We start from the raw sequence: 20,883 nt of genomic DNA, 5'->3' as shown, positions 1-20,883 counted from the left end.
AGAAATGCCCAAATACAGTTTTTTATTTTGCTTTTCGTTGATTTCTAAGTACGATTATAATGAATTTATTTAAAACACCAAACATAATTTTTAAAAATTATTAATTAATTAGAAGGAAGAAACTATATTTAGTTAAAATTTTATAATAAATATAATTCTTCCAAGAGTAGTAAAAAGTCATGCTGAAAAGTGATAAAAGTTTTCCTTTTAATCAAGCTCTTTAATCTAGGTTTTTTTATATAAGTACTTATAAGTTAAACTACTTAATTCTTTGGAAGATAGCACTTCATGATTTTATCAATCAAATTTTAGATTATCTTGTATTCGAAAACAATAACAAAATAATATGATGGAAAATCTATCCTTAGAACAAATGCGTTATCCTATCGGAGTATTTAAGAAACCCAATGAAATCACGGATGATTTATTGAAATCTTGGATTGAGGATATTGAAGCGTTACCTACTTTATTAAAAAAAGCGGTTGATGGTTTGAGCGAAGAACAATTGGAATTGCCTTATCGCCCTGAAGGTTGGACACTGAGACAAACTGTAAATCATGTAGCAGATTCACATATAAATGCCTATTGTCGTTTTAAATTAGCATTGACAGAGGATACTCCAACCATTAGACCTTATGAAGAACAATTTTGGGCAGAATTAGAAGATGGAAAAAATGGACCTATCGAATGGTCGTTGACTTTATTAGAAGTACTTCATAAGCGATGGATTGTATTATTAAAGTCGATGACAGAAGAACAATTTGAAAGAACATTTGTTCATCCTGCTACGCAACAAGCCAATTCACTTCGAATAGTTACCGGGATGTATTCTTGGCATGGCAGACATCACACCGCACATATTACTGAATTAAGAAAGCGTTTAGGAATTTAATTGTAGGTTTTATATGGATGAAGACACATATTTCAATCTTGTAAAAATACAAAATCAAATGTTAAGTATCTTTTAGTTTTTTGCAAGTATCGCCTTTCGTCTTTTTTCCCTTATCTTTAACTTTTCATTCAACAATCACATAAAAGATTTGGTATTAACACTTTGTACATGGAACGTTTCACAGGACTTATTGGAATTGTATTAATTTTAGGAATTGCCTATTTGATGTCGAATAATAGAAAAGCAATCAATTACCGCACCGTCGGTGTTGGTTTGGCTTTACAGTTTGGTTTGGCAGTTTTTATTTTACGAACTGATATAGGAAAAACACTCTTTACAAAGTTAGGAGAGATGGTAAATCAGTTACTTGAAAAAGCTGATAAAGGTGCAGAATTTGTTTTTAGTTCTTTGGTTCAACCAGAATTGATGACAAAAGCGTTTGGTCCAGGACATGATTTTGTGTTCTTTTTCAAAGTAATTCCTACTATTGTATTTGTAGCTGTGTTGGTAAATATTCTTTACCATCTTGGTATTATGCAAAGAATCATTGCCGTTTTGGCAAAAGGTATGCACTGGCTAATGGGAGTAAGTGGGGCAGAGGCGCTTTCAAATGCGGCTTCGGCTTTTGTTGGACAAGTAGAGGCTCAGATTATGATTAAACCTTATTTAAAAGGAATGACAAAGTCTGAATTATTGGCTTCGATGACGGGAAGTTTTGCCTGTATTGCTGGGGGCGTAATGGCTACTTATATCAAATTAGGAGTACCTGCTTCGTACCTTTTGGCGGCAAGTATTATGGCTGCTCCGGGTGCTTTGGTTATTTCTAAAATCGTTTACCCAGAAACGGAAAGGTCTGAAACACAGGGGTTTGTTCAGCTTGAAATCAAAAAAGTACATTCTAATTTAGTAGATGCTATTGCTTCTGGTGCTTCTGAAGGATTAAAAGTTGGTTTTAATGTAATTGCAATGTTGATTGGTTTCATCGCTCTGATTGCTTTAATTGATTCAATTTTATGGCATATTGGGTTCTACGTTTTCGGAATGCCAAACCTTAGTATGAACTTCCTTTTAGGAAATGTTTTCTCTGTTTTTGCATGGGCAATGGGTGTACCTGCTAAAGATACTCAAGTTGCGGGTGCTTTGATGGGGACTAAAATGGTTGTAAACGAATTTGTTGCTTATTTAGACTTAGTGAAAGTAAAAGAAACACTTGATGCTAAAACATTGGCTATTACAAGTTTTGCTTTGTGCGGATTTGCTAACTTTAGTTCGGTAGCAATTCAAATTGGTGGTATTGGTGAGTTAGCTCCTGAACGCAGAACAGATTTAGCAAAATTAGGTTTCAAAGCTTTGATTTGTGGTACTTTAGCAAGTTATTTGTCTGCAACTTTAGCGGGATTACTTCTCTAAGAATATGATTATTACATAAAAAAAGCCTGACGAAGTTACAGCGTCAGGCTTTTTTGTATAAGTATGATTAATTTTTAATGTTATCAAGATTATAATGTAAGCCTCGGTTTTCTTTACGAGCTCTAGCATCTTTAATAACCAAATAAGCTACATTAATCATATTTCTAAGCTCATTGATTTGAACAGAAATTTTTGATTGTCTATAAAGTTCTTCGTGCTCTATATAAATCAATTCCAAGCGGTCGTAAGCTCTTTTTAATCGTCGGTCAGTTCTTACGATACCCACATAATTACTCATGATAGATTCTAATTCCCTAGCCATTTCTGTTACCAAAACTAGTTCTTCTGGATGCGTCGTTCCTTCATCGTTCCAATCTGGAATATTGTTTGGAATGATGTTTTCTTCAAAGGTTTCAATAGATTTCAAAAAAGCTCTATGCGCATAAACAATGGCTTCAAGTAAAGAATTTGATGCCAAACGATTAGCGCCGTGCAATCCTGTTGAAGAACATTCTCCAGCGGCAAACAAGAAATTAATATTCGTCTGCGAATACTCATTTACTTTGATTCCACCGCACAAATAATGTTGTGCAGGAACTACTGGAATCATATCTTTTTCAGTAATTTCCAAACCAAGATTTTCTTTGCAATACTCATAAATCATAGGGAAATGATGTTTGAAATCCTCACTGTCTAAATGACGAGTATCCAAGTAAACATGGTCAACTCCATTCTTTTTCATTTCAGAGTCAATCGCTCTGGCAACAATATCTCTAGGTGCAAGCGAAAGACGTTCGTCATATTTTTCCATGAAAGTAGTTTCATCAATATTTTTCAGAATACCACCATGCCCACGTAAAGCTTCAGAAATTAAAAAAGAAGGTTTTTTGCCAGGTTGATACAAAGAAGTAGGATGAAACTGAATGAATTCCATTCCTTCAACTAAACCCTTGGCACGATATGCCATAGCGATACCATCGCCCGTTGCAATCGTAGGATTCGTCGTGCTTTGATAAACCTGACCAATTCCTCCTGTTGCCAAAAGGGTTGTTTTGGCTAAAAAAGTTTCAGTTTTTCCGGTAAAAGTATTTAGGATATAAGCGCCAAAGCATTTTTTATCAGGCGTATCTTTCGTTACTTTTTCGCCTAAATGGTGTTGCGTAATTAAGTCGATAGCAAAGTAATGCGTGAAGAAATCAACACTTTTGAAAGACTTTACTTTTTCTAAAAGTGCTCTTTCAATTTCATTTCCTGTTGAATCTTTATGATGTAAAATTCTTTGGTCAGAATGTCCGCCTTCTTTCACTAAATCATAAGTGCCATCATTCTTTTTATCGAAATTAGTGCCATAAGAAATCAGTTCTTTTAAGCGTTCAGGAGCTTCGGTTACAACAATTTCAACGGCTCTTTTATCAGACATAAAATCACCTGCCACCATCGTATCATTGATATGTTTTTCAAACGAATCATCATCTTTCCAAACAGTAGCAATACCCCCTTGGGCATATTTTGTATTACTTTCTTCTTCAACAGTTTTGGTAAGAATCGCTATTTTAACATCTTGACCTTTTTCTTCAAAATAAGAAGCAATTTTTGCTGTATAAGAAAGCCCTGCAATGCCTGAGCCGATAACTAAAAAGTCGTATTGGGGCATAATGATGAAAAACGGCTTGCCGCCCGCATTTTATAAGTTAATGTACAATTTTAATGTCACGAATAAGCAAAGTTATTTTAAAAACTCCTTTATTTATACTTTGGCTTGGAAATTATCTGTATAAATCAAACTATCAAAGCTTAATGAATACTTTGAATTTGGCTTTTGAAAGAAGATTCTTCAACGAGAATCATCAAAAAATTTGCATTTCCCAGCATTGAGGTTTTACTTTGCATCATCAAGTCAATTTTCTTCCGAGGTTTTCAGCCTCATCGGAGTAATTGATTTATAAAGAAGAAGGGAGAGAATAGGCTCTATGAACTTCTGGCAACCTACCGCTCGTAAAGGCAAGGTGCTAATTCCTACCTAAAATAGATAGCTGATTATTGGGCTTTTTTAGGAAATATAAACCAATTACGATTACTCTCCCAGTCATTTTTCATGCTGTAAAGTATTCGTCAGGTTTACGATTTATTTTCGTTTATCGTCATGATTTTTTCATGACCAAATTTGTCAGCTTTATGTCAAAATTTATTAAACTTACAACGGGCAATTATCTAATTGTTCATGGTTTCGACGCCAGCAATAAGGAAATTGTTGAAGAAGTAACTGTGCCACAGAAAATGGTGAAAATTGTCGCTATCGAACGTATTCAATCTATTTCTGAGAAATATATTTTGGTTACAGGCTCGCATGGTAGATTGATGTATTGGGAATATGAAGAGAATTTCGAGGACTTGCAAAAGCAATTATTAAATAACGAGCTTTTGATTGCTTAAAATAAAGGTTTCACCCAAAAAGAGTATTGGTGCTCATTTTTTATCCATTGAATAATCTTTTTAAATATAACAAAGCCTTCGCATTAGAAGCGGGAGGAGTTTTACCAGAAATTGAACTAGCGTATCAATCTTTGGGTAAGATGAACGAAGACTGCTCTAATGTAGTTTGGGTTTGTCATGCCTTTACGGGTAGCCAAGATGTGGAAGATTGGTGGCAAGGTTTGGTAGGAAGAGGTAAACTTTTCGACCCTGATAAGCAATTTATCATTTGTGTGAATGTTTTGGGTTCGCATTATGGAAGTACTGGTCCGCTTTCTATCAATCCAAATACTGGCGAACCTTATTATCATACTTTTCCATTTATTACCATTAGAGACATTGTGAATTCATTCGATTTACTTCGTGAACATCTCGGAATTAATCGAATTAGAACTTGTATAGGTGGTTCTTTAGGTGGACAACAATGTGTAGAATGGGCAATTTCTCAACCTGATTTGATTGAAAACCTGATTTTAATTGCGACTAATGCTCAACATTCACCTTGGGGAATTGCTTTTAATGAATCACAAAGGATGTCGATTGAAGTTGACCCTACTTGGAAAGAAAGTAATCCACAAGCTGGAATTGAAGGCATGAAAGCTGCTCGTGCTACTGCTTTGATTTCATACAGAAACTATGAAACCTATGGCGTAACGCAAGCAAGAAACGACGAGCCTTTGGGCAAAGTACATCGTGCAACGAGTTATCAGCGTTATCAAGGTGAAAAGTTAGCGCAGCGTTTTAATGCTTATTCTTATTTTGTACTTTCACAAGTGATGGATTCGCAAGATGTGGGGCGTGGCAGAGGTGGTGCAATTCAGGCACTTTCGCAGATTAAAGCAAAAACTTTGGTAATGGGAATTAAGTCGGATGCACTTTTCCCAATTAATGAACAAGCATTTCTAGCGAAACACATCCCTGGGGCTACTTTTCAAGCCTTAGATTCTTTATATGGTCACGATGGCTTTTTGATAGAAAGCCAATTAATTACTAAAGCCATTAAACTTTGGCAAAAATTTGTGAAGTTGGATGTCAATCCAATGTATGATTTTTTCAAGAAATTGGAAAATAAAAACTTAGCAATTCATTAATCGAAAATCCTGAATCATTACTGGTTCAGGATTTTTTTTTGACTGAGTAATTTCCGTTTATGCCACTCTTTCGGATTATTTTCTAACATCCTGTTGATTAAGATATAAACCACAAGGCTACTGAAAGTACCAATTACCGAGCCCGCCAAAACATCTTCAGGAAAATGCTGAAATAAATAACATCTTGAATAACCAGCCAAACAAGCCAGCAATAGGAAGAGTAAAGACCATTTTTTGTTGTAAAGGAAGATTGTCAGCAAAGTAAAAATCGCAAAGGCTGTAGTGGTATGCCCTGATGGGAAACTCAAATGAATATTAATTTGCAAACCTTCTACAAAATGCCAGTTGACATGCTTATCTGCAAAAAAACTAAGCGGACGAAGTGTATCAAAACTCAGCTTTAATGATGATGAAAGTAATGAACTTAATGCCAGCGATGCGGTTAACATTAAAGCTTTATCATAACTAATAAATAAGTAAACTAAAATAATAGTAACAAAAAACCAACCTTCTCCTAATTGTGTTGCCCCTTGAAAAAAGTAATCTGCCCACAAACTATTGCGTTGATTAATAAATACCATTTGCTCGAATTTGCTGTGCATTAATACCCAAATCAGCACCAAAAGCCAAACAATTGCATACAAGCTAAAGTAAAAAAGGTTGTTTTTAATAATTTGTTTCATAGAACAAAGGTCGCTAGCGAAAAGATATTTGCCAATAAGTACTTGTAATATTTTGTTCAATACTTGTCATTGTAAAAAATAGTCCCTAATTTTGCAGTCTTTTCGATGAAACCAAGTGAAAAAGAGCATATTAAATACATTTAAGATTGACATCTTCCGCCTTGAAAACAAGCATTATGTGCATGAATTTGAAGGAGGAGATGATTTCTTTGCGGCATTAGAGCAAGATTTAATCGAAAAAGGGCATTTCAAAGCAACTGTTACCTTAGATAAATCGGAAGTAATGATACAATTATTGTATCATATTGTAGGTTCTGTAGAACTAACTTGTGATCGTAGTTTAGATACTTTTGATTTTCCTGTAGATATTACTCAGAAAATGATATTAAAGTTTTCTGACCATACAGAAGAGATTTCAGATGAATTGATGCTTATTGATAGAAACACACAGTATATCAATGTAGCCCAAGATATTTATGAATTCATTGGCTTACAAATACCAATGAAAAAGCTTCATCCCCGTTTTCAAGTTGAAGAACAAACATTTTTATCAGATTTTGATGAAGATGATGATTCAGACGAAGACTTTGAAGATTTAGTTTGGGAAGATGATGACGAAGGTGAAATTGTTTATTCTACTTCAACCGCAGATTCAGAAGATGATGACGATGAAGAGCAGGCAAACGAAGATGAACCAGAAATTGACCCACGTTGGGCAATTTTAAAGAAATTGAACAATAATTAATGATTTGCTTCCATACATGCAAATCACATTTTTAAATAAATAAAGAATCATAAAATAAAGAAATAAGCAAATGGCACATCCTAAACGCAGACACTCGACAACTCGTAGAGATAAAAGACGTTCACACGATTTTGGAACTCCAAAAACAATCACTACAGATCCAACAACTGGTGAAATTCACTTACGTCACCGTGCTCACGTATTTGAAGGAAACTTGTTTTACAAAGGTAAAATGGTTGTAGAAGGTTATGCTGTTCAAGCATAATTAGTTGATTTTGGCAAATGTCTATCACATAATGTGCTGAATATCAATATTCAAGCTAAGATTTGATAAAAAACTATCAGTTTTCAAAACTATTTTCAAACAAAAACGCTGTTTCACACTTCATAAAATGTTATTTTTGTCATTCTGTTAATGAATAACAAAATAATAATTGAATGAAGATAGGGATTGATGCAATGGGTGGAGATTTCGCCCCAAAAGCTATCGTTGAAGGAATAGTATTGGCAGCTCAAGAATTACCTGCTGACGTAACCATCATTTTGATTGGGCAAACGGCAGTAATTCAGCAGATTATTGATAACCAAAATTTTAAGGGTTCTAACATTGAAATTGTGGAAGCTAATGAAACAATAGAAATGGGTGAACATCCTGTAAGAGCATTACAGTCTAAACCCAATTCCAGTATCGGAGTTGGGTTTAAACTTTTAAAGACAGGAGTAATTGATGTCTTTGCTTCTGCTGGCAACACAGGAGCAATGATGGTTGGCTCTTTATTTTCTATCAAAACGATAGAAGGTATCCAACGTCCTCCGATTGCTGGTTTTGCTCCTCAAATTGATGGTAGCCTTGCGGTGATTCTTGACATTGGTGCGAATGCCGATGTAAAACCTGAAATGTTAGCACAATTTGGTATTTTAGGTTCAATCTATGCAAAAGCTACAATGGGTATTGAATCTCCAAGAGTTGCTTTAATGAATATTGGAGAAGAACCAGAAAAAGGTTCAGTCATCGTTCAGCAAGCCTATAAATTACTCCAAGAAGAAAGAAAAATCAATTTCGTTGGGAACATCGAAGGGAAAGATTTCTTCAAAGCCAAAGCAGATGTTATTGTAACGGATGGCTTTACGGGTAATATTCTCTTGAAAATGGGAGAATCTTTGTACGGAATCTTGTCTGAAAGAGGCGTTAAAGACGACTTCATAGACCAAACAAATTATGAAGCCGTAGGAGGCAGTCCGATTATTGGCGTAAACGGAAACGTTGTTATCGCCCATGGTTCTTCGTCGGCACTTGCTACCAAAAACATGGTTCATCTATGCCACCGCATTGTTGAATCTAAGCTTACTGAAAAAATTAAAAAAGCGTTTGCTTAAAGTAATACAGAATGAGCGAATTTAAGGTTTTGAATAATCTATTTGCAAAAATCTAATTTCATGATTTGATTTTTCAAACATTTTGTCATTCGATCATTTCCCATATAACCATGACCAAAATCACTGCAGCAATTACCGGAGTACAAGGTTATGTACCCGAAGATATATTGACCAACGATGACCTTGCAAAATTTGTTGACACCACAGATGAATGGATAATGAGCCGAACGGGTATTAAAACCCGTCATATTCTACGTGGCGAAGGTAAAGGGACATCTGTCATGGCAATAGAAGCAGTTAAAGGTTTGTTAGCCAAAACAAATACTAAGCCAGAGGAAATTGATTTATTAATTTGTGCTACCATATCTCCAGACCATTTTTTCCCAGCAACTGCCAACATTATTTGTGAAGCAGTGGGTATCCCTCATGTTGGTTCTTACGACTTAGCTGCTGCTTGTTCAGGTTTTTTAAATGCACTTGTAACAGGAGCAATGTTTATTGAAGCTGGACGATACAAGAAAGTTGTTGTTGTTGGTGCTGATAAAATGTCTTCTATTGTTGATTATACAGACAGAACTACTTGTGTATTATTTGGCGATGGTGCAGGTGCTGTGCTGTTGGAAGCTAATACAGAAGGCTTAGGCGTTCAAGATTTTATTTTGAAATCAGATGGTTCTGGGGCTAATCATTTAATACAGAAAGCTGGAGGAAGTGCTTATCCACCAACCCACGAAACAATTGACCAACGTCAACATTATATTCATCAAGAAGGACAGGCTGTTTTTAAATTTGCTGTAACTAGAATGGCTGACGTTTCTGCTGAAATAATGGAACGTAATAATTTAACAGGTGAAGATGTTGCTTTTCTTGTACCACATCAAGCTAATAAAAGAATTATTGACGCTACGGCAAACCGTATGGGTATTGGTCCCGACAAAGTAATGTTAACTATCCAAAAGTATGGCAATACCACTGCCGCAACTATTCCACTATGTTTATGGGAGTATGAATCACAACTAAAAAAAGGGGATAACCTTGTTTTAGCAGCATTTGGTGGTGGGTTTACTTGGGGTAGTATCTATCTAAAATGGGCTTATTAAGCTAATTAGACCAACAATGTTACTCGCAAAATTTCTGATATTTATTTATTTTACTATTTATCAATAAAAGACTAATTTTGCGGATACTTTATTCTTAGTAAACAAAATTTATTTAAAAAATAATAGCGATATTGATTGAATGATTTCGTTTTTACGACATTTACTTTTCAATATCAATAATAAAAATGGCAACTACTGCAGACATCAAAAACGGTTTAGTAATTAAATTCAATAATGATTTATTTTCAATTATTGAATTCTTGCACGTGAAACCAGGTAAAGGACCTGCTTTTGTAAGAACAAAATTAAAGTCATTGACTTCTGGAAAAGTTATTGATAATACTTTCAACTCAGGGGTAAATATTTTCCCTGTACGTGTTGAGCGTAGAGTATTCCAATACCTTTATGCTGAAGAATTTGGTTTTACTTTTATGGACAATATCACTTTCGAGCAAATCACGCTTAATAAAGAAATGGTTGAAGCAGCTGATTTGATGAAAGAAGGACAAGAAGTTGAAATCCTAATTAATGCTGAAACTGAATTGCCAATCTCTTGCGAGATGCCTCCATTTGTAGAATTAGTAGTAACTTATACTGAACCAGGTATTAAAGGTGATACAGCCAATTCTCCTAAAAAACCAGCTACAGTGGAAACCGGTGCAACGATTATCGTACCATTATTCATTCAAACAGACGAAAAAATTAAAGTTGATACTCGTACTTATGAGTACGCTGAAAGAGTAAAGTAATCCCTATAACAGTCCAAACATGGAAAATAAAGAAATTCAGAAGCTCCTTGATTTTATTGCACAATCAACGCTTGATGAAGTAAACATCGAAACGTCGGAGTTAAAATTATCTGTGAAACGTTATGGTGCAGCGCCAGTAATACAGCAAGTTGCGGCTCCACAAGTTGTGGCTGCGGCTCCTGCTCCAGTAGCAGCTCCTGCTGCGTCTTCGGCTGCTCCTGCGGCACCAGCTGCTCCAGCTGCCGCTCCTGTAGTTGCTGCTAATAGAGTAACTATCAAATCACCAATGATTGGAACGTTCTATCGTTCTGCTGGTCCTGATTCACCTTCTTTTGTTGAAATAGGAAAAGAAATCGCAAAAGGTAAAACCGTTTGTATCATTGAAGCGATGAAATTATTCAATGAAATTGAGTCTGAAATTTCAGGTAAAATTGTTGAAATATTGGTTGAAAATGCAACGCCAGTTGAATTTGACCAACCATTATTTGTTGTAGAACTGGCTTAATTTGAAAATTGAATAGGTTGAAAACATTTCTAAATGTTGATTTCAAGTTATAGATTCTCAAGTTTTCAAATGCTCAAATTGAATCATGTTTAAAAAAATATTAATTGCCAACCGAGGTGAGATTGCTCTTCGCATCATCAGGACTTGTAAAGAAATGGGCATCAAAACGGTGGCTGTTTATTCAACTGCCGATCGTGAAAGCCTTCATGTAAAATTTGCTGATGAAGCTGTTTGCATTGGTCCACCGCCAAGTCGTCAATCTTACTTAAATATTCCTGCCATCATTTCAGCTGCTGAAGTTACTGGTGCTGATGCGATTCATCCAGGATATGGTTTCTTATCTGAAAATGCTGAATTTTCAAGAATTTGTGCTGAATATGGTATCAAATTTATTGGAGCTACTGCCGATCAAATCAATTCGATGGGTGATAAAGCAACAGCTAAAGAAACTATGAAAAAATCAGGCGTTCCAGTAATTCCTGGTTCTGATGGTTTGATTGATACTGTTGAAGAAGCAAAAAAACTAGCGAAAGACATTAAATATCCTGTTATCATCAAAGCAACTGCTGGTGGTGGTGGACGTGGTATGAGAATCATTCGTCAAGAAGAAGAATTTGATAAGTTATGGACAGATGCTAAAACTGAATCAGCAGCAGCATTTGGAAATGATGGTCTTTACATGGAAAAATATGTTGAAGAACCTCGCCATATTGAAATTCAAATTGTTGGAGACCAATTCGGTACAGTGTGTCACTTATCTGAACGTGATTGTTCTATTCAACGTCGTCACCAAAAATTATGTGAAGAAACTCCTTCTCCAGCACTTACTCCAGAGTTAAGAGCTAGAATGGGTGAAGCCGCTATCAAAGGTGCTGCAGCTATCGGTTACGAAGGAGCTGGTACAATTGAGTTTTTGGTTGACAAAAACGGAGATTTCTACTTTATGGAAATGAATACTCGTATCCAAGTAGAACATCCAATTACTGAAGAAGTTACGGATTTTGACTTAATCAAGGAACAAATCAAAGTAGCGGCAGGTGAAGCTATTTCGGGACAAAATTATTTTCCTAAATTATTTGCTTTAGAATGTCGTATCAATGCTGAAGATCCTAAAAATGGTTTCCGTCCATCTCCAGGAAAAATCACCAACTTGCACCTTCCGGGCGGTCGTGGGGTAAGAATTGATAGTCATGTGTATTCTGGCTATACTATTCCACCAAACTACGACTCGATGATTGCGAAAGTAATCGTATCTGGACAAACTCGTGAAGAAGTATTACTTCGTATGAAGCGTGCTTTGCAAGAATTTGTTATCGAAGGAATTAAAACAACTATTCCATTTCACATTAAATTGATGGATGACGAACGTTTTAAATCTGGTAACTTTACCACTGCCTTTATGGATGGTTTCGACTTGAGTAATTTGTAAAATTATTCAATATTAATAAACAAAAAGATGGCTTCAATTGTAAACAATTGGAGTCATCTTTTTTTATGTACTTTATTTAACTATTAAATCACTCCATCTATCATAAAATAATTGCGTTTGTAAACACCAAATTGCATATTTGGAACGTTTTAACGATAAAATTAAACCACCTAAACGTATGAATCGAAAACTGTTTACCTTATTATCTTTAATCCTAATTACAACTTCTGCTTTTACCTTTACCGAAGATGGTAACGACTTCATTGAAAAATTAGTCGCAAAATTTGAAAAATACCATCACGAAAATCCACAAGAAAAAGTCTATTTACATCTCGACAAGCCTTACTATATGGCTGGTGAAACCATTTGGTTTAAAGGATATTTATTTGATGCTACTTATCATAGGATTGATTCAGTAAGTAGAGTACTTTATGTTGATTTGATTGACGAATCGAAAGGGAAAATAATTATCCAGCGTACTTTAAAATGCGATGGTTCAACTTTTGGGGACATTGCACTTCCTGATTCTTTAGAAGAAGGGAGTTATCAAATCAGAGCTTATACCAGTTATATGCGAAACTTCTCTGAAGAATTCTTTTTCAGACAAGAAGTGAAAATTTGGCAAGGAACTACCCAAAATCGCCTTACAGAAAGTAATGCCAACAAATTATCAGAAGTAGCAGATTTTCAGTTTTTTCCAGAAGGAGGAAACTTAGTCATGGGAATTTCTTCAAGAGTAGGTTTTAAAGCCGTTAATATTGCAGGAAAAGGCGTTGAAAGCGAAGGTTTTGTATTAAGCAGTTCCAAAGACACCGTCACGGCATTTAGTTCAGAACATTTGGGAATGGGATATTTTAGCTTTATTCCTGAAAATTTAGATACTTATACCGCATATATCAAACAAAAAGACGGTACATTAAAGCCTTTCCCTTTGCCAAAAGTATATGAACAAGGCTATACAATGGCAATTGATAACCTTTCTAATAAAGAAAAAATCAAAGTTTTCATTTCAAATAGTTCGCCAATTTCAGCTGAAAAAGCTAAGGAAGTAGTGATTGTTGCTCAGCAAAAAGGACAAATTTGTTTTGTAGCAAAAGGTTCTGAAAAACTGAAATCATTCGGAATCACAATTCCCAAAGATAGAATTCCAGACGATGGAATTGTACAAATTACACTGTTCGATTCAAAAGGCGAACCTGTATGCGAACGCATCGCTTTTGTGAATAAAAATAAGCAGATAAATCTGAAAATCAGTTCGGACAAAGCAATCTATAAAAGTAGAGAAAAAGTAACGCTCAATATAGAAGCGACCGATAAGGAAGGGAAACCTGTTAAAGGAGATTTTTCGGTAGCTGTTACCGATGGTAATCAAGTAATTCCTAATGCTTTTCAAGAAAATTTATTGACTTATTTACTCTTGAGTTCAGACATTGCTGAGAAAAAATCTAATGAATATTATTCAAGTATTAGAGGCACAATTGAACAACCAGCTTACTATTTTGAATCAAATAATGAAAATGCAACACGCCATTTAGATATTTTGATGTTGACACAAGGCTGGAGAAGATTTGTTTGGAAAGACATTATCGAAGATAGAAAACCAAATTTTCAACATATTTTAGAAACTGGCTTAAATGTTACAGGAAAAGCTTTACGTCCGAATGGCAAACCAGCCAATAATGTAAGCCTTACTTTAATGCTTAAAAGTGAAAAAGGTTCACCACAAATTCTGATGAGTAATGCTGATTCTTTAGGAAATTATGGCTTTTATGGAATAGATTTTAACGATAGTACTGAAGTTTTTATTCAAGGAATGAAAGAAAAGGGAAGTAAAAATCTGCAAGTATCTATTGATGCTCAGAAAAATGCGCCTAAAGTACAAATCGTTAAAACACCTTTTAATCCAATGGAGTTTGATGCTAGAGAGTTAGCTGATTTCCTGAAAAAAGCCAAAGATGCTGTTGAACTTGAAAAGAAATTAAAGCTCAATAAAGTTCAGATGCTTGATGAAGTAGTGGTAAAAGCTAAAAAAGAAACACAGGATTCTCGTAAAATTTATGGTCGGGCTAGTAACACTTTAAAAGTTGATGATAGATTATGTGCTGGAGCTACCAATGTTTTACAAATGTTGCAAGGTAGAGTGCCTGGAGTACAAGTGTCGTCTGATGGAAGCGGTGGGTATAAAGTAGTAATCAGAGGAATAAGTTCTATTAGTTTAAGTAGTGATCCATTAGTTGTTTTAGACGGAATGCCTGCTTCTATAGATATTTTAACAGGAATTAATCCTTGTGATGTAGAACAAATAGATGTACTGAAAGGTGCTGATGCTACTATTTTTGGCTCAAGAGCATCGAATGGCGTAATTTCAGTACTTACTAAAAGAGGCGGACCAAACTATGATTACTCAAAAGACCCAGCGATGGGCGTATCGATACAAAAACGTTTGGGTTACAATGTTCCAAGAGAGTTTTATGCACCTAAATACGATGTAGATAAACCCGAACATGTTCGTCCAGATTTTCGTTCTACGCTTCATTGGGCACCTAATGTACAAACGGATTCTACAGGGAAAGCAACAGTAACTTATTGGAATACAGATGCAAAAGCTAATATCAATATTGTAGCAGAAGGTACTGCATATAATGGAGGAATCGGAATTGCTAAACATACTTACCAAGTAAAGTAATATATTTTTCACTTTTTGGATAGAAAAAGCTAGTCAACGTATTTGTTGATTAGCTTTTTTTATGATTCTCCTTTTCTGAAAGTTAGTCTTTCCCTACCTTTGCAAAAATTATTGATTATGCTCAGAATTATTATCCTGACAATTGGCTTGGGTTTGATATTTTATTTTTCCCCTCAAATAGGACTTTCCCAATATCTCCATGAGTATAAATGGATTATTTTGGCTTTCTTTTTTGCGGTTTCTTACCTTAATCATTTACTTGCCCAATTAGGTTTTGCTAACAATCGTGAAAACTTTGTTCAGTTCTATTTAGGAGGGATTGTAACCCGATTAATTCTTAGTCTGATTTTCGTAGGAGTAATTGCTTACATGGGTACAAAAGACATCTATATCTTTATTACCAATTTTTTTGTACTCTATTTATGTTACACAGGGTTTGAAATTTACGGATTGTATCGTAACTTGCGACACTTTTAGAGGAGTTTTCAATGCTTTTATTTGTAAAGCGTTGATTATCACTCGAAACGATAAAGTTTTTATTACAAGCATATTCAAAAAACAACCATATACTTCCAAGAAGCCGTGATGAAGAAAGTGTATTTTTCAAATATTTTAGCTTTTTTATTTTTGTTCTCTTCGGTAACTTTTGCTCAGCACGAGCATGGTTCTGATACAACAGCTACGCCAGCAATCGAAACTAGCACAGAAGCCGTAGAAGGCAAGCATGAAGAAACTCATGGCGAAGCAAAATTTGAGCCGGGTAAACTTATCCTTGAACACATCGGTGATGAGCATGAATGGCACTTTGCTACGATTGGACATTCACATGTTTCAATTTCTTTGCCTTGTATCGTTTATACTAAAGATGGATTAAAAGTATTCTCTTCAAGTAAGTTCAAAAACGAACACCATGAGCCAGCTTCTTATGAAGGTTTAAAATTAGAACATCACCATATTGTTGCTGAAGATGGTTCTGCGGTTTATGATTTTTCAATCACAAAAAACGTAGCTTCATTATTACTTAGTGCAGTTCTTTTATTAACCATTTTCTTATCTGTAGCAAAAGGTTATAAAGAACGTGAAGGAAAAGCTCCAAAAGGATTACAGTCTTTATTAGAACCAATCATTATTTTTGTTCGTGATGAAATTGCAAAAAATAACATTGGGGAAAAACATTACAGACGTTTCACTCCTTATTTGTTAACATTGTTTTTCTTTATCTGGATTAATAACCTTTTAGGCTTATTACCGGGTGGGGCTAACTTAACAGGTAACATCGCAGTAACATTAGTATTAGCCGTAATTGCTTTCTTTGTAACTAACCTTAACGGTAAAAGCACTTATTGGGGACACATCTTTGCAATGCCGGGCGTACCGAAATGGTTATTAATTTTATTAACACCAGTAGAGGTTATCGGTTTATTTATGAAACCTTTCTCATTAATGGTTCGTCTTTTTGCTAACATTAGTGCAGGACACATCATCTTATTGAGCTTAATTTCATTAATCTTTATCTTTGAAAGTATCGCAATTAGTCCAATCATCGTTGGTTTCTCAATTTTCATGAACCTTATCGAATTATTGGTAGCTTTATTGCAAGCATATATCTTCACAATGTTGACATCAACTTATATTGGTTCAGCCGTTGAAGAGCATCATCATTAATATTTTTTCAAACGTTTTTCAAATTAATTTAACAAATAAACAATTACAATTATGTCACTTTTGTCAATCTTAGGAGAAGTTTCTTTAGGTTTAGGTCTTGCTGGTTTAGGTGCTGGTGTTGCAGCTATCGGTGCTGGTTTAGGTATTGGTCGTATCGGTGGTTCTGCAATGGAAGCTATCGCTCGTCAACCTGAAGCTTCTGGAAAAATCCAAGGTGCTATGTTGATCGTTGCAGCATTCGTTGAAGCCGTAGCTCTTTTCGCAGCGGTAATCTGTTTGTTGGTAACGTTGAAGTAATTCAAAACCAACTGATTCGATTTTATCTCCGAAAAAGCTAGTTTCTCGGTTGTCAAAACTGAATCAAAGCAAAATTTGAAAATCAGCAAATCAAGCATTAGGCTTTTGCTGATTTTCATCTCAAAAAACTCAAATGTAGCTAAATCACTTACAACAGTATTTAAGCCTACATTTTCAGAAAGCATTCATAGAAATTTTCACATACAAAATCACAGACAACGATGGATTTAATTACCCCTGGTCTTGGTCTAATAGTTTGGCAATTAGTAATTTTTGGTCTTTTGTTTTTCTTGTTATCAAAATTTGCTTGGAAACCAATCATGGCATCTTTACAAGAAAGAGAACAATCAATTGAAGATGCTCTTTCTTTAGCAGCAAAAACTCGCCAAGAAATGGCAGAATTGAAAGCTGGTAACGAGAAATTAATCGCTGAGGCACGTGCTGAACGTGACAGAGTGTTAAAAGAAGCAAAAGAAGCTAGCGAAGCAATGATTGCTCAAGCGAAAGCAGAAGCTCAAAAAGCTGGTGCTGAAGAAATTGAAAAAGCTCGTGCTGCATTCAACCAAGAAAAAGTAGCTGCTGTTGCTTCATTAAGAAAAGAAGCTGCTTCTTTATCTTTAGAAATTGCAGAGAAAGTATTACGTAATCAATTAGCTGACCGTGCTGCGCAAGAAGCGTTAGTAACAAGCTTATTGGCTGATGCTAAATTAAACTAATATCATTATTGATATTAAGATTTGAATAAAGAATGACGATACTTCGGTATCTAAATTCAACATCAAAAATCCAAAATCGAAATGTCCCAGCAAACCGTTGCGTTCAGATATGCCAAATCTTTACTTGGTTTGGCAATAGAAAAAGGCGTTGAAGCTCAGGTATATGAAGATATGAAACTCTTCAACCAAGTTTGCGACGAAAATCATCAGTTTTATTTACTGTTGAAAAACCCTATCGTTTCTCATTACCATAAATTGACGATTCTTAGACAAATCTTCAAAGGTAAAGTAGATGATTCAACGATGGCTATTTTTGAAATTATTACTCAAAAAAACCGTGAAGCTGTATTGCCACTTATTGCTGAAGACTATTTAGTGCAATACGAATTGCATAAAGGTATTCAAAAAGCTTATGTTACTACAGCTACTCCTTTGACTGCCTCACAAAAAGCTGAATTTCAGCAAATTGTTGCAGGAAATACAGGTAAAACTGTAGAAGTAATTGAGAAAATTGATGCTGATTTAATCGGTGGATATATCCTTCAAGTTAACGATCGTCAGATTGATACTTCTGTAAAAGCAAGACTTAATGAATTGAAAATGAAATTTAATAACTAAGTTTCATTGAAAATCATCTAATAAAACCCGTTAGAATCAATCATTCTTGCGGGTTTTTGTGTTTAAGTTCAGTTAGTTTTAAGGATATATCGGATAAATTTAAATCATTATGATATGAATATTTTAGACGAACTCAACCAAGTATCTATTCTTCAAGTGGCAGAAGATTTGGGATTGGATGTGAAACGACAACGAATGATTTGTCCATTTCATGAAGACGATACTCCTTCGCTTGTACTTTATCCACATACCAATAGCTTTTATTGCTTTGGCTGTGCTAAAACGGGTAATGCTATCAGTTTGTATTCAGAAATTAAAAAAATGGATATAAAATCTACCATTCAAGAAATGGCAGTAGAATATATTCCAGGTTTTCAACAATCTAAAAAATTTGCTAAGAAAAAACTACCAACAAGTAATTTATTTGATGTTGCCGCCATCAGACGAGTACAAGAGAAAGAAAAACCTACTGAAGAAATTCACTCGCAGATTTATGAAGCCTTTCGGAATTTTTGTTTGCAACAACAATCCAACGAATTATCACAATCTGCGCTTGCTTATTTAAAGCAACGGGGTTTTACAGATAAAACTATTAAAGCGTTTAACCTGTTTGTCATAAAAGATTATACTGAAGTAACATGGTATTTAAAACAACATTTTTCTACTTTAGATTTACAGGAATCTGGCTTATACAATCAGCGTAATAACCTTATTTTTTATTCACATTCATTAATTATTCCGTATTATCGAGAAGGTAGAATTGTGTATTTACAAGGGCGTGTCATTGGAAAACCCAGCGAAGGTACAAATCGTTATTGCTTTTTGAATAATCAACCGCTGACACTTTTTAACGTTGATGCTTTGAAGAAAACCAAAACAGACGAAACCGTTTACGTAACGGAAGGAGCTTTTGATTGTATGCGTTTGGCACAAGAAGGGAAAACAGCCGTAAGTTTAGGAACGGCCAATATTTTTAAAAAAGAATGGGCAAAACTCTTTAAAAGAGTAAATGTAATTTTTTATTTAGATAACGATAAGGCTGGACACAAAGCAGCGGAAGAATTAGAAAAAATATTCACTCATTTCAATATCTCAAGTACTCGGAAAAATCTTCCAGACAACTACAAAGATGTGAATGATTATTATACAGAAAAATTAGGAAGTAACGAGCAGTTGGGAATGTTTTGAAAAGCCTTTTGCTTCTCTTTTACTTCACCATAAAAGAGAGAATCTATTAAAATAAATTAATTTTTTATTCGGTAAATCAGGATAAAAAACTCGAAATAATAAGAGAGATTTGAGTGTATTTTTAATGATAAAATCCTTAAATGGTTGAAATTTAGGGCTTTTTCGAATTGAACTTTACAGCTAAAAATTTCTCTAATCCAGTCGGAATTACTAAATTCGGAAACTCAATGAAATTATTAGGTTAGCCATTGACTAGTGCTTGCCAAAATTTAACTTATTTATGGAAGAGACATCGCAAAGCAGTGGTTTTTGGAAAGTATTAACTGGTTTTTTAGCTATTATAGTTGCAATTCTTGCTTATTTGTTATTTGATGCCAACAGTTTTAAGAAATCTCAAGAAGATGTAATTCGTCAAAAAGTTCAAGCTTTATCTTCAACAAGTATTCGTTTAGACTCAATAGGGATTCAATTAGATGCTAAAATTGCTCAAATAAAGTCATTAGGAGGAAAAGTTGAGGATTTGGAAGCTACAAAAAAGCAATTGGAAAACGATAGAATGCTTTTGAGAAGGGCTAATACATTTTCAGTGGCTCAGTATGAGGAGAGAATCAAAGAATATGTAAGTATTTTAGTTAAAAAAGATACAGAAATTGCCAAATTCAAGAAAGAGAACACAAAATTACTTGAAAAGAACAAAAGTCTTGTCTCTGAAAATGTGTCGTTAAGCAGTGAGAACATTCTGCTTAAAATGGTAAAACAAGGATTGAGTGATTCTCTTGAAGTTTATGCAAAAAGAAATCAGGCACTCACAGCAACAGTAAATTTAGCATCTTCTTTACAAGCACAATTAGTGAAAGTAAATGCTATTTCAAGGAGAAATAAAGAACGAAGTAATGGCGTTTATAGAGTATCAAAAATTGAGAGGATTAAAATTGCTTTTCAATTACAGCCAAATTTGATTGCTAAACAAAATGTAAAATCGGTTTTTGTAAGAGTATTAGACCCAGACGGTGCAGTAATGTTCGATACAAATGCAGGCTCTGGAAATTTTGAATTAGCAGGAAAAGAAACTACTTATACTGTTAAAAAAGATATTCTGTATCAAAATAATGGACAAGCTGTTGAAATGATTTATGCAAGAGGCGGAGCGACAAAATATAGAATTGGTCATTATACAGTAGAGATATTTTGCGAAGGATATAAGATAGGTTCAGGTAGTTTCGATGTTAAATAATCAGATAAAAACTTAATAAAACAACA

General features: G+C 34.6%; 21 protein-coding genes and 1 riboswitch. Of the genes, 19 read left to right on the top strand and 2 right to left on the bottom strand.

Annotation, left to right across the window (positions count from 1 at the left end; translation table 11 throughout):
- Positions 1–349: 349 nt before the first annotated feature.
- Both VB798_RS04680 and VB798_RS04675 read left to right on the top strand, forming a co-directional pair.
- Positions 350–892, top strand: coding sequence for a YfiT family bacillithiol transferase (locus VB798_RS04680; protein WP_323256469.1), 543 nt, complete (start codon positions 350–352; stop codon positions 890–892).
- A gap of 168 nt (positions 893–1,060) precedes the next feature.
- Complete coding sequence (locus tag VB798_RS04675) at positions 1,061–2,302, top strand: NupC/NupG family nucleoside CNT transporter (protein ID WP_323256467.1); 1,242 nt, start codon at positions 1,061–1,063, stop codon at positions 2,300–2,302.
- Between the two features lie 67 nt (positions 2,303–2,369).
- Here VB798_RS04675 and nadB read toward each other — a convergent pair whose 3' ends face one another.
- Positions 2,370–3,956, bottom strand: a complete 1,587-nt coding sequence (gene nadB / locus VB798_RS04670; RefSeq protein WP_323256465.1) for an L-aspartate oxidase — start codon at positions 3,954–3,956, stop codon at positions 2,370–2,372.
- A gap of 283 nt (positions 3,957–4,239) precedes the next feature.
- A riboswitch (SAM riboswitch) is annotated at positions 4,240–4,368 on the top strand.
- Positions 4,369–4,477: 109 nt separating this feature from the next.
- On the opposite strand from nadB, the gene VB798_RS04665 reads away from it, so the two are divergent.
- Both VB798_RS04665 and VB798_RS04660 read left to right on the top strand, forming a co-directional pair.
- Complete coding sequence (locus VB798_RS04665) at positions 4,478–4,735, top strand: hypothetical protein (RefSeq protein ID WP_323256463.1); 258 nt, start codon at positions 4,478–4,480, stop codon at positions 4,733–4,735.
- Positions 4,736–4,764: 29 nt separating this feature from the next.
- On the top strand, positions 4,765–5,865 hold the full coding sequence (locus tag VB798_RS04660) for a homoserine O-acetyltransferase family protein (protein WP_323256460.1): 1,101 nt from the start codon (positions 4,765–4,767) through the stop codon (positions 5,863–5,865).
- Positions 5,866–5,882: 17 nt separating this feature from the next.
- On the opposite strand, the gene VB798_RS04655 is transcribed toward VB798_RS04660, so the two are convergent.
- Positions 5,883–6,548 carry a phosphatase PAP2 family protein gene (locus tag VB798_RS04655; RefSeq protein ID WP_323256458.1) on the bottom strand — a complete coding sequence of 222 codons (666 nt, stop codon included), beginning with the start codon at positions 6,546–6,548 and terminating at the stop codon, positions 5,883–5,885.
- Positions 6,549–6,663: 115 nt separating this feature from the next.
- Between VB798_RS04655 and VB798_RS04650 the strand changes: the two genes are divergently transcribed.
- From VB798_RS04650 to VB798_RS04580, 15 genes are all read left to right on the top strand, one after another.
- Positions 6,664–7,293 (top strand): YceD family protein, encoded by a 630-nt coding sequence (locus VB798_RS04650; RefSeq protein ID WP_323256456.1) that lies wholly within the window; start codon positions 6,664–6,666, stop codon positions 7,291–7,293.
- Positions 7,294–7,363: 70 nt separating this feature from the next.
- Positions 7,364–7,558 carry a 50S ribosomal protein L32 gene (gene rpmF / locus VB798_RS04645; protein ID WP_184129002.1) on the top strand — a complete coding sequence of 65 codons (195 nt, stop codon included), beginning with the start codon at positions 7,364–7,366 and terminating at the stop codon, positions 7,556–7,558.
- 173 nt (positions 7,559–7,731) lie between these two features.
- Positions 7,732–8,670 carry a phosphate acyltransferase PlsX gene (gene plsX, locus VB798_RS04640; protein WP_323256454.1) on the top strand — a complete coding sequence of 313 codons (939 nt, stop codon included), beginning with the start codon at positions 7,732–7,734 and terminating at the stop codon, positions 8,668–8,670.
- A 110-nt stretch (positions 8,671–8,780) separates the two neighbouring features.
- Positions 8,781–9,770 (top strand): beta-ketoacyl-ACP synthase III, encoded by a 990-nt coding sequence (locus tag VB798_RS04635; RefSeq protein WP_323256452.1) that lies wholly within the window; start codon positions 8,781–8,783, stop codon positions 9,768–9,770.
- Positions 9,771–9,955: 185 nt separating this feature from the next.
- The gene (gene efp, locus VB798_RS04630) at positions 9,956–10,519 is read left to right on the top strand and encodes an elongation factor P (RefSeq protein ID WP_323256450.1); all 564 of its coding nucleotides are present in this window, start codon (positions 9,956–9,958) and stop codon (positions 10,517–10,519) included.
- A 19-nt stretch (positions 10,520–10,538) separates the two neighbouring features.
- Positions 10,539–11,024, top strand: a complete 486-nt coding sequence (gene accB, locus VB798_RS04625; RefSeq protein ID WP_323256448.1) for an acetyl-CoA carboxylase biotin carboxyl carrier protein — start codon at positions 10,539–10,541, stop codon at positions 11,022–11,024.
- Positions 11,025–11,109: 85 nt separating this feature from the next.
- A complete protein-coding gene (gene accC / locus VB798_RS04620; RefSeq protein ID WP_323256446.1) occupies positions 11,110–12,453 on the top strand; it encodes an acetyl-CoA carboxylase biotin carboxylase subunit in 1,344 nt (447 codons plus the stop codon).
- Positions 12,454–12,631: 178 nt separating this feature from the next.
- A complete protein-coding gene (locus VB798_RS04615) occupies positions 12,632–15,139 on the top strand; it encodes a TonB-dependent receptor plug domain-containing protein (protein ID WP_323256444.1) in 2,508 nt (835 codons plus the stop codon).
- 117 nt (positions 15,140–15,256) lie between these two features.
- The gene (locus tag VB798_RS04610) at positions 15,257–15,616 is read left to right on the top strand and encodes a hypothetical protein (RefSeq protein WP_184129016.1); all 360 of its coding nucleotides are present in this window, start codon (positions 15,257–15,259) and stop codon (positions 15,614–15,616) included.
- A gap of 108 nt (positions 15,617–15,724) precedes the next feature.
- Positions 15,725–16,804, top strand: a complete 1,080-nt coding sequence (atpB, locus tag VB798_RS04605; RefSeq protein WP_323256441.1) for a F0F1 ATP synthase subunit A — start codon at positions 15,725–15,727, stop codon at positions 16,802–16,804.
- A gap of 51 nt (positions 16,805–16,855) precedes the next feature.
- The gene (atpE, locus tag VB798_RS04600; RefSeq protein WP_184129022.1) at positions 16,856–17,101 is read left to right on the top strand and encodes an ATP synthase F0 subunit C; all 246 of its coding nucleotides are present in this window, start codon (positions 16,856–16,858) and stop codon (positions 17,099–17,101) included.
- Positions 17,102–17,322: 221 nt separating this feature from the next.
- The gene (atpF, locus tag VB798_RS04595) at positions 17,323–17,817 is read left to right on the top strand and encodes a F0F1 ATP synthase subunit B (RefSeq protein ID WP_323256439.1); all 495 of its coding nucleotides are present in this window, start codon (positions 17,323–17,325) and stop codon (positions 17,815–17,817) included.
- 81 nt (positions 17,818–17,898) lie between these two features.
- Positions 17,899–18,435 carry an ATP synthase F1 subunit delta gene (gene atpH, locus VB798_RS04590; protein WP_323256437.1) on the top strand — a complete coding sequence of 179 codons (537 nt, stop codon included), beginning with the start codon at positions 17,899–17,901 and terminating at the stop codon, positions 18,433–18,435.
- A gap of 114 nt (positions 18,436–18,549) precedes the next feature.
- Positions 18,550–19,623, top strand: coding sequence for a CHC2 zinc finger domain-containing protein (locus VB798_RS04585; protein ID WP_323256435.1), 1,074 nt, complete (start codon positions 18,550–18,552; stop codon positions 19,621–19,623).
- Between the two features lie 280 nt (positions 19,624–19,903).
- Entirely contained in the window at positions 19,904–20,857 is a 954-nt protein-coding gene (locus VB798_RS04580; RefSeq protein ID WP_323256433.1) for a hypothetical protein, read from the top strand.
- The last annotated feature ends 26 nt before the right edge of the window (positions 20,858–20,883 follow it).

This window comes from Arcicella lustrica, assembly GCF_034930985.1.
GTDB lineage: Bacteria > Bacteroidota > Bacteroidia > Cytophagales > Spirosomataceae > Arcicella > Arcicella lustrica.
The sequence above is the reverse complement of the archived record's forward strand: the minus strand, read 5'-3'. Positions and strand labels throughout refer to the sequence as shown.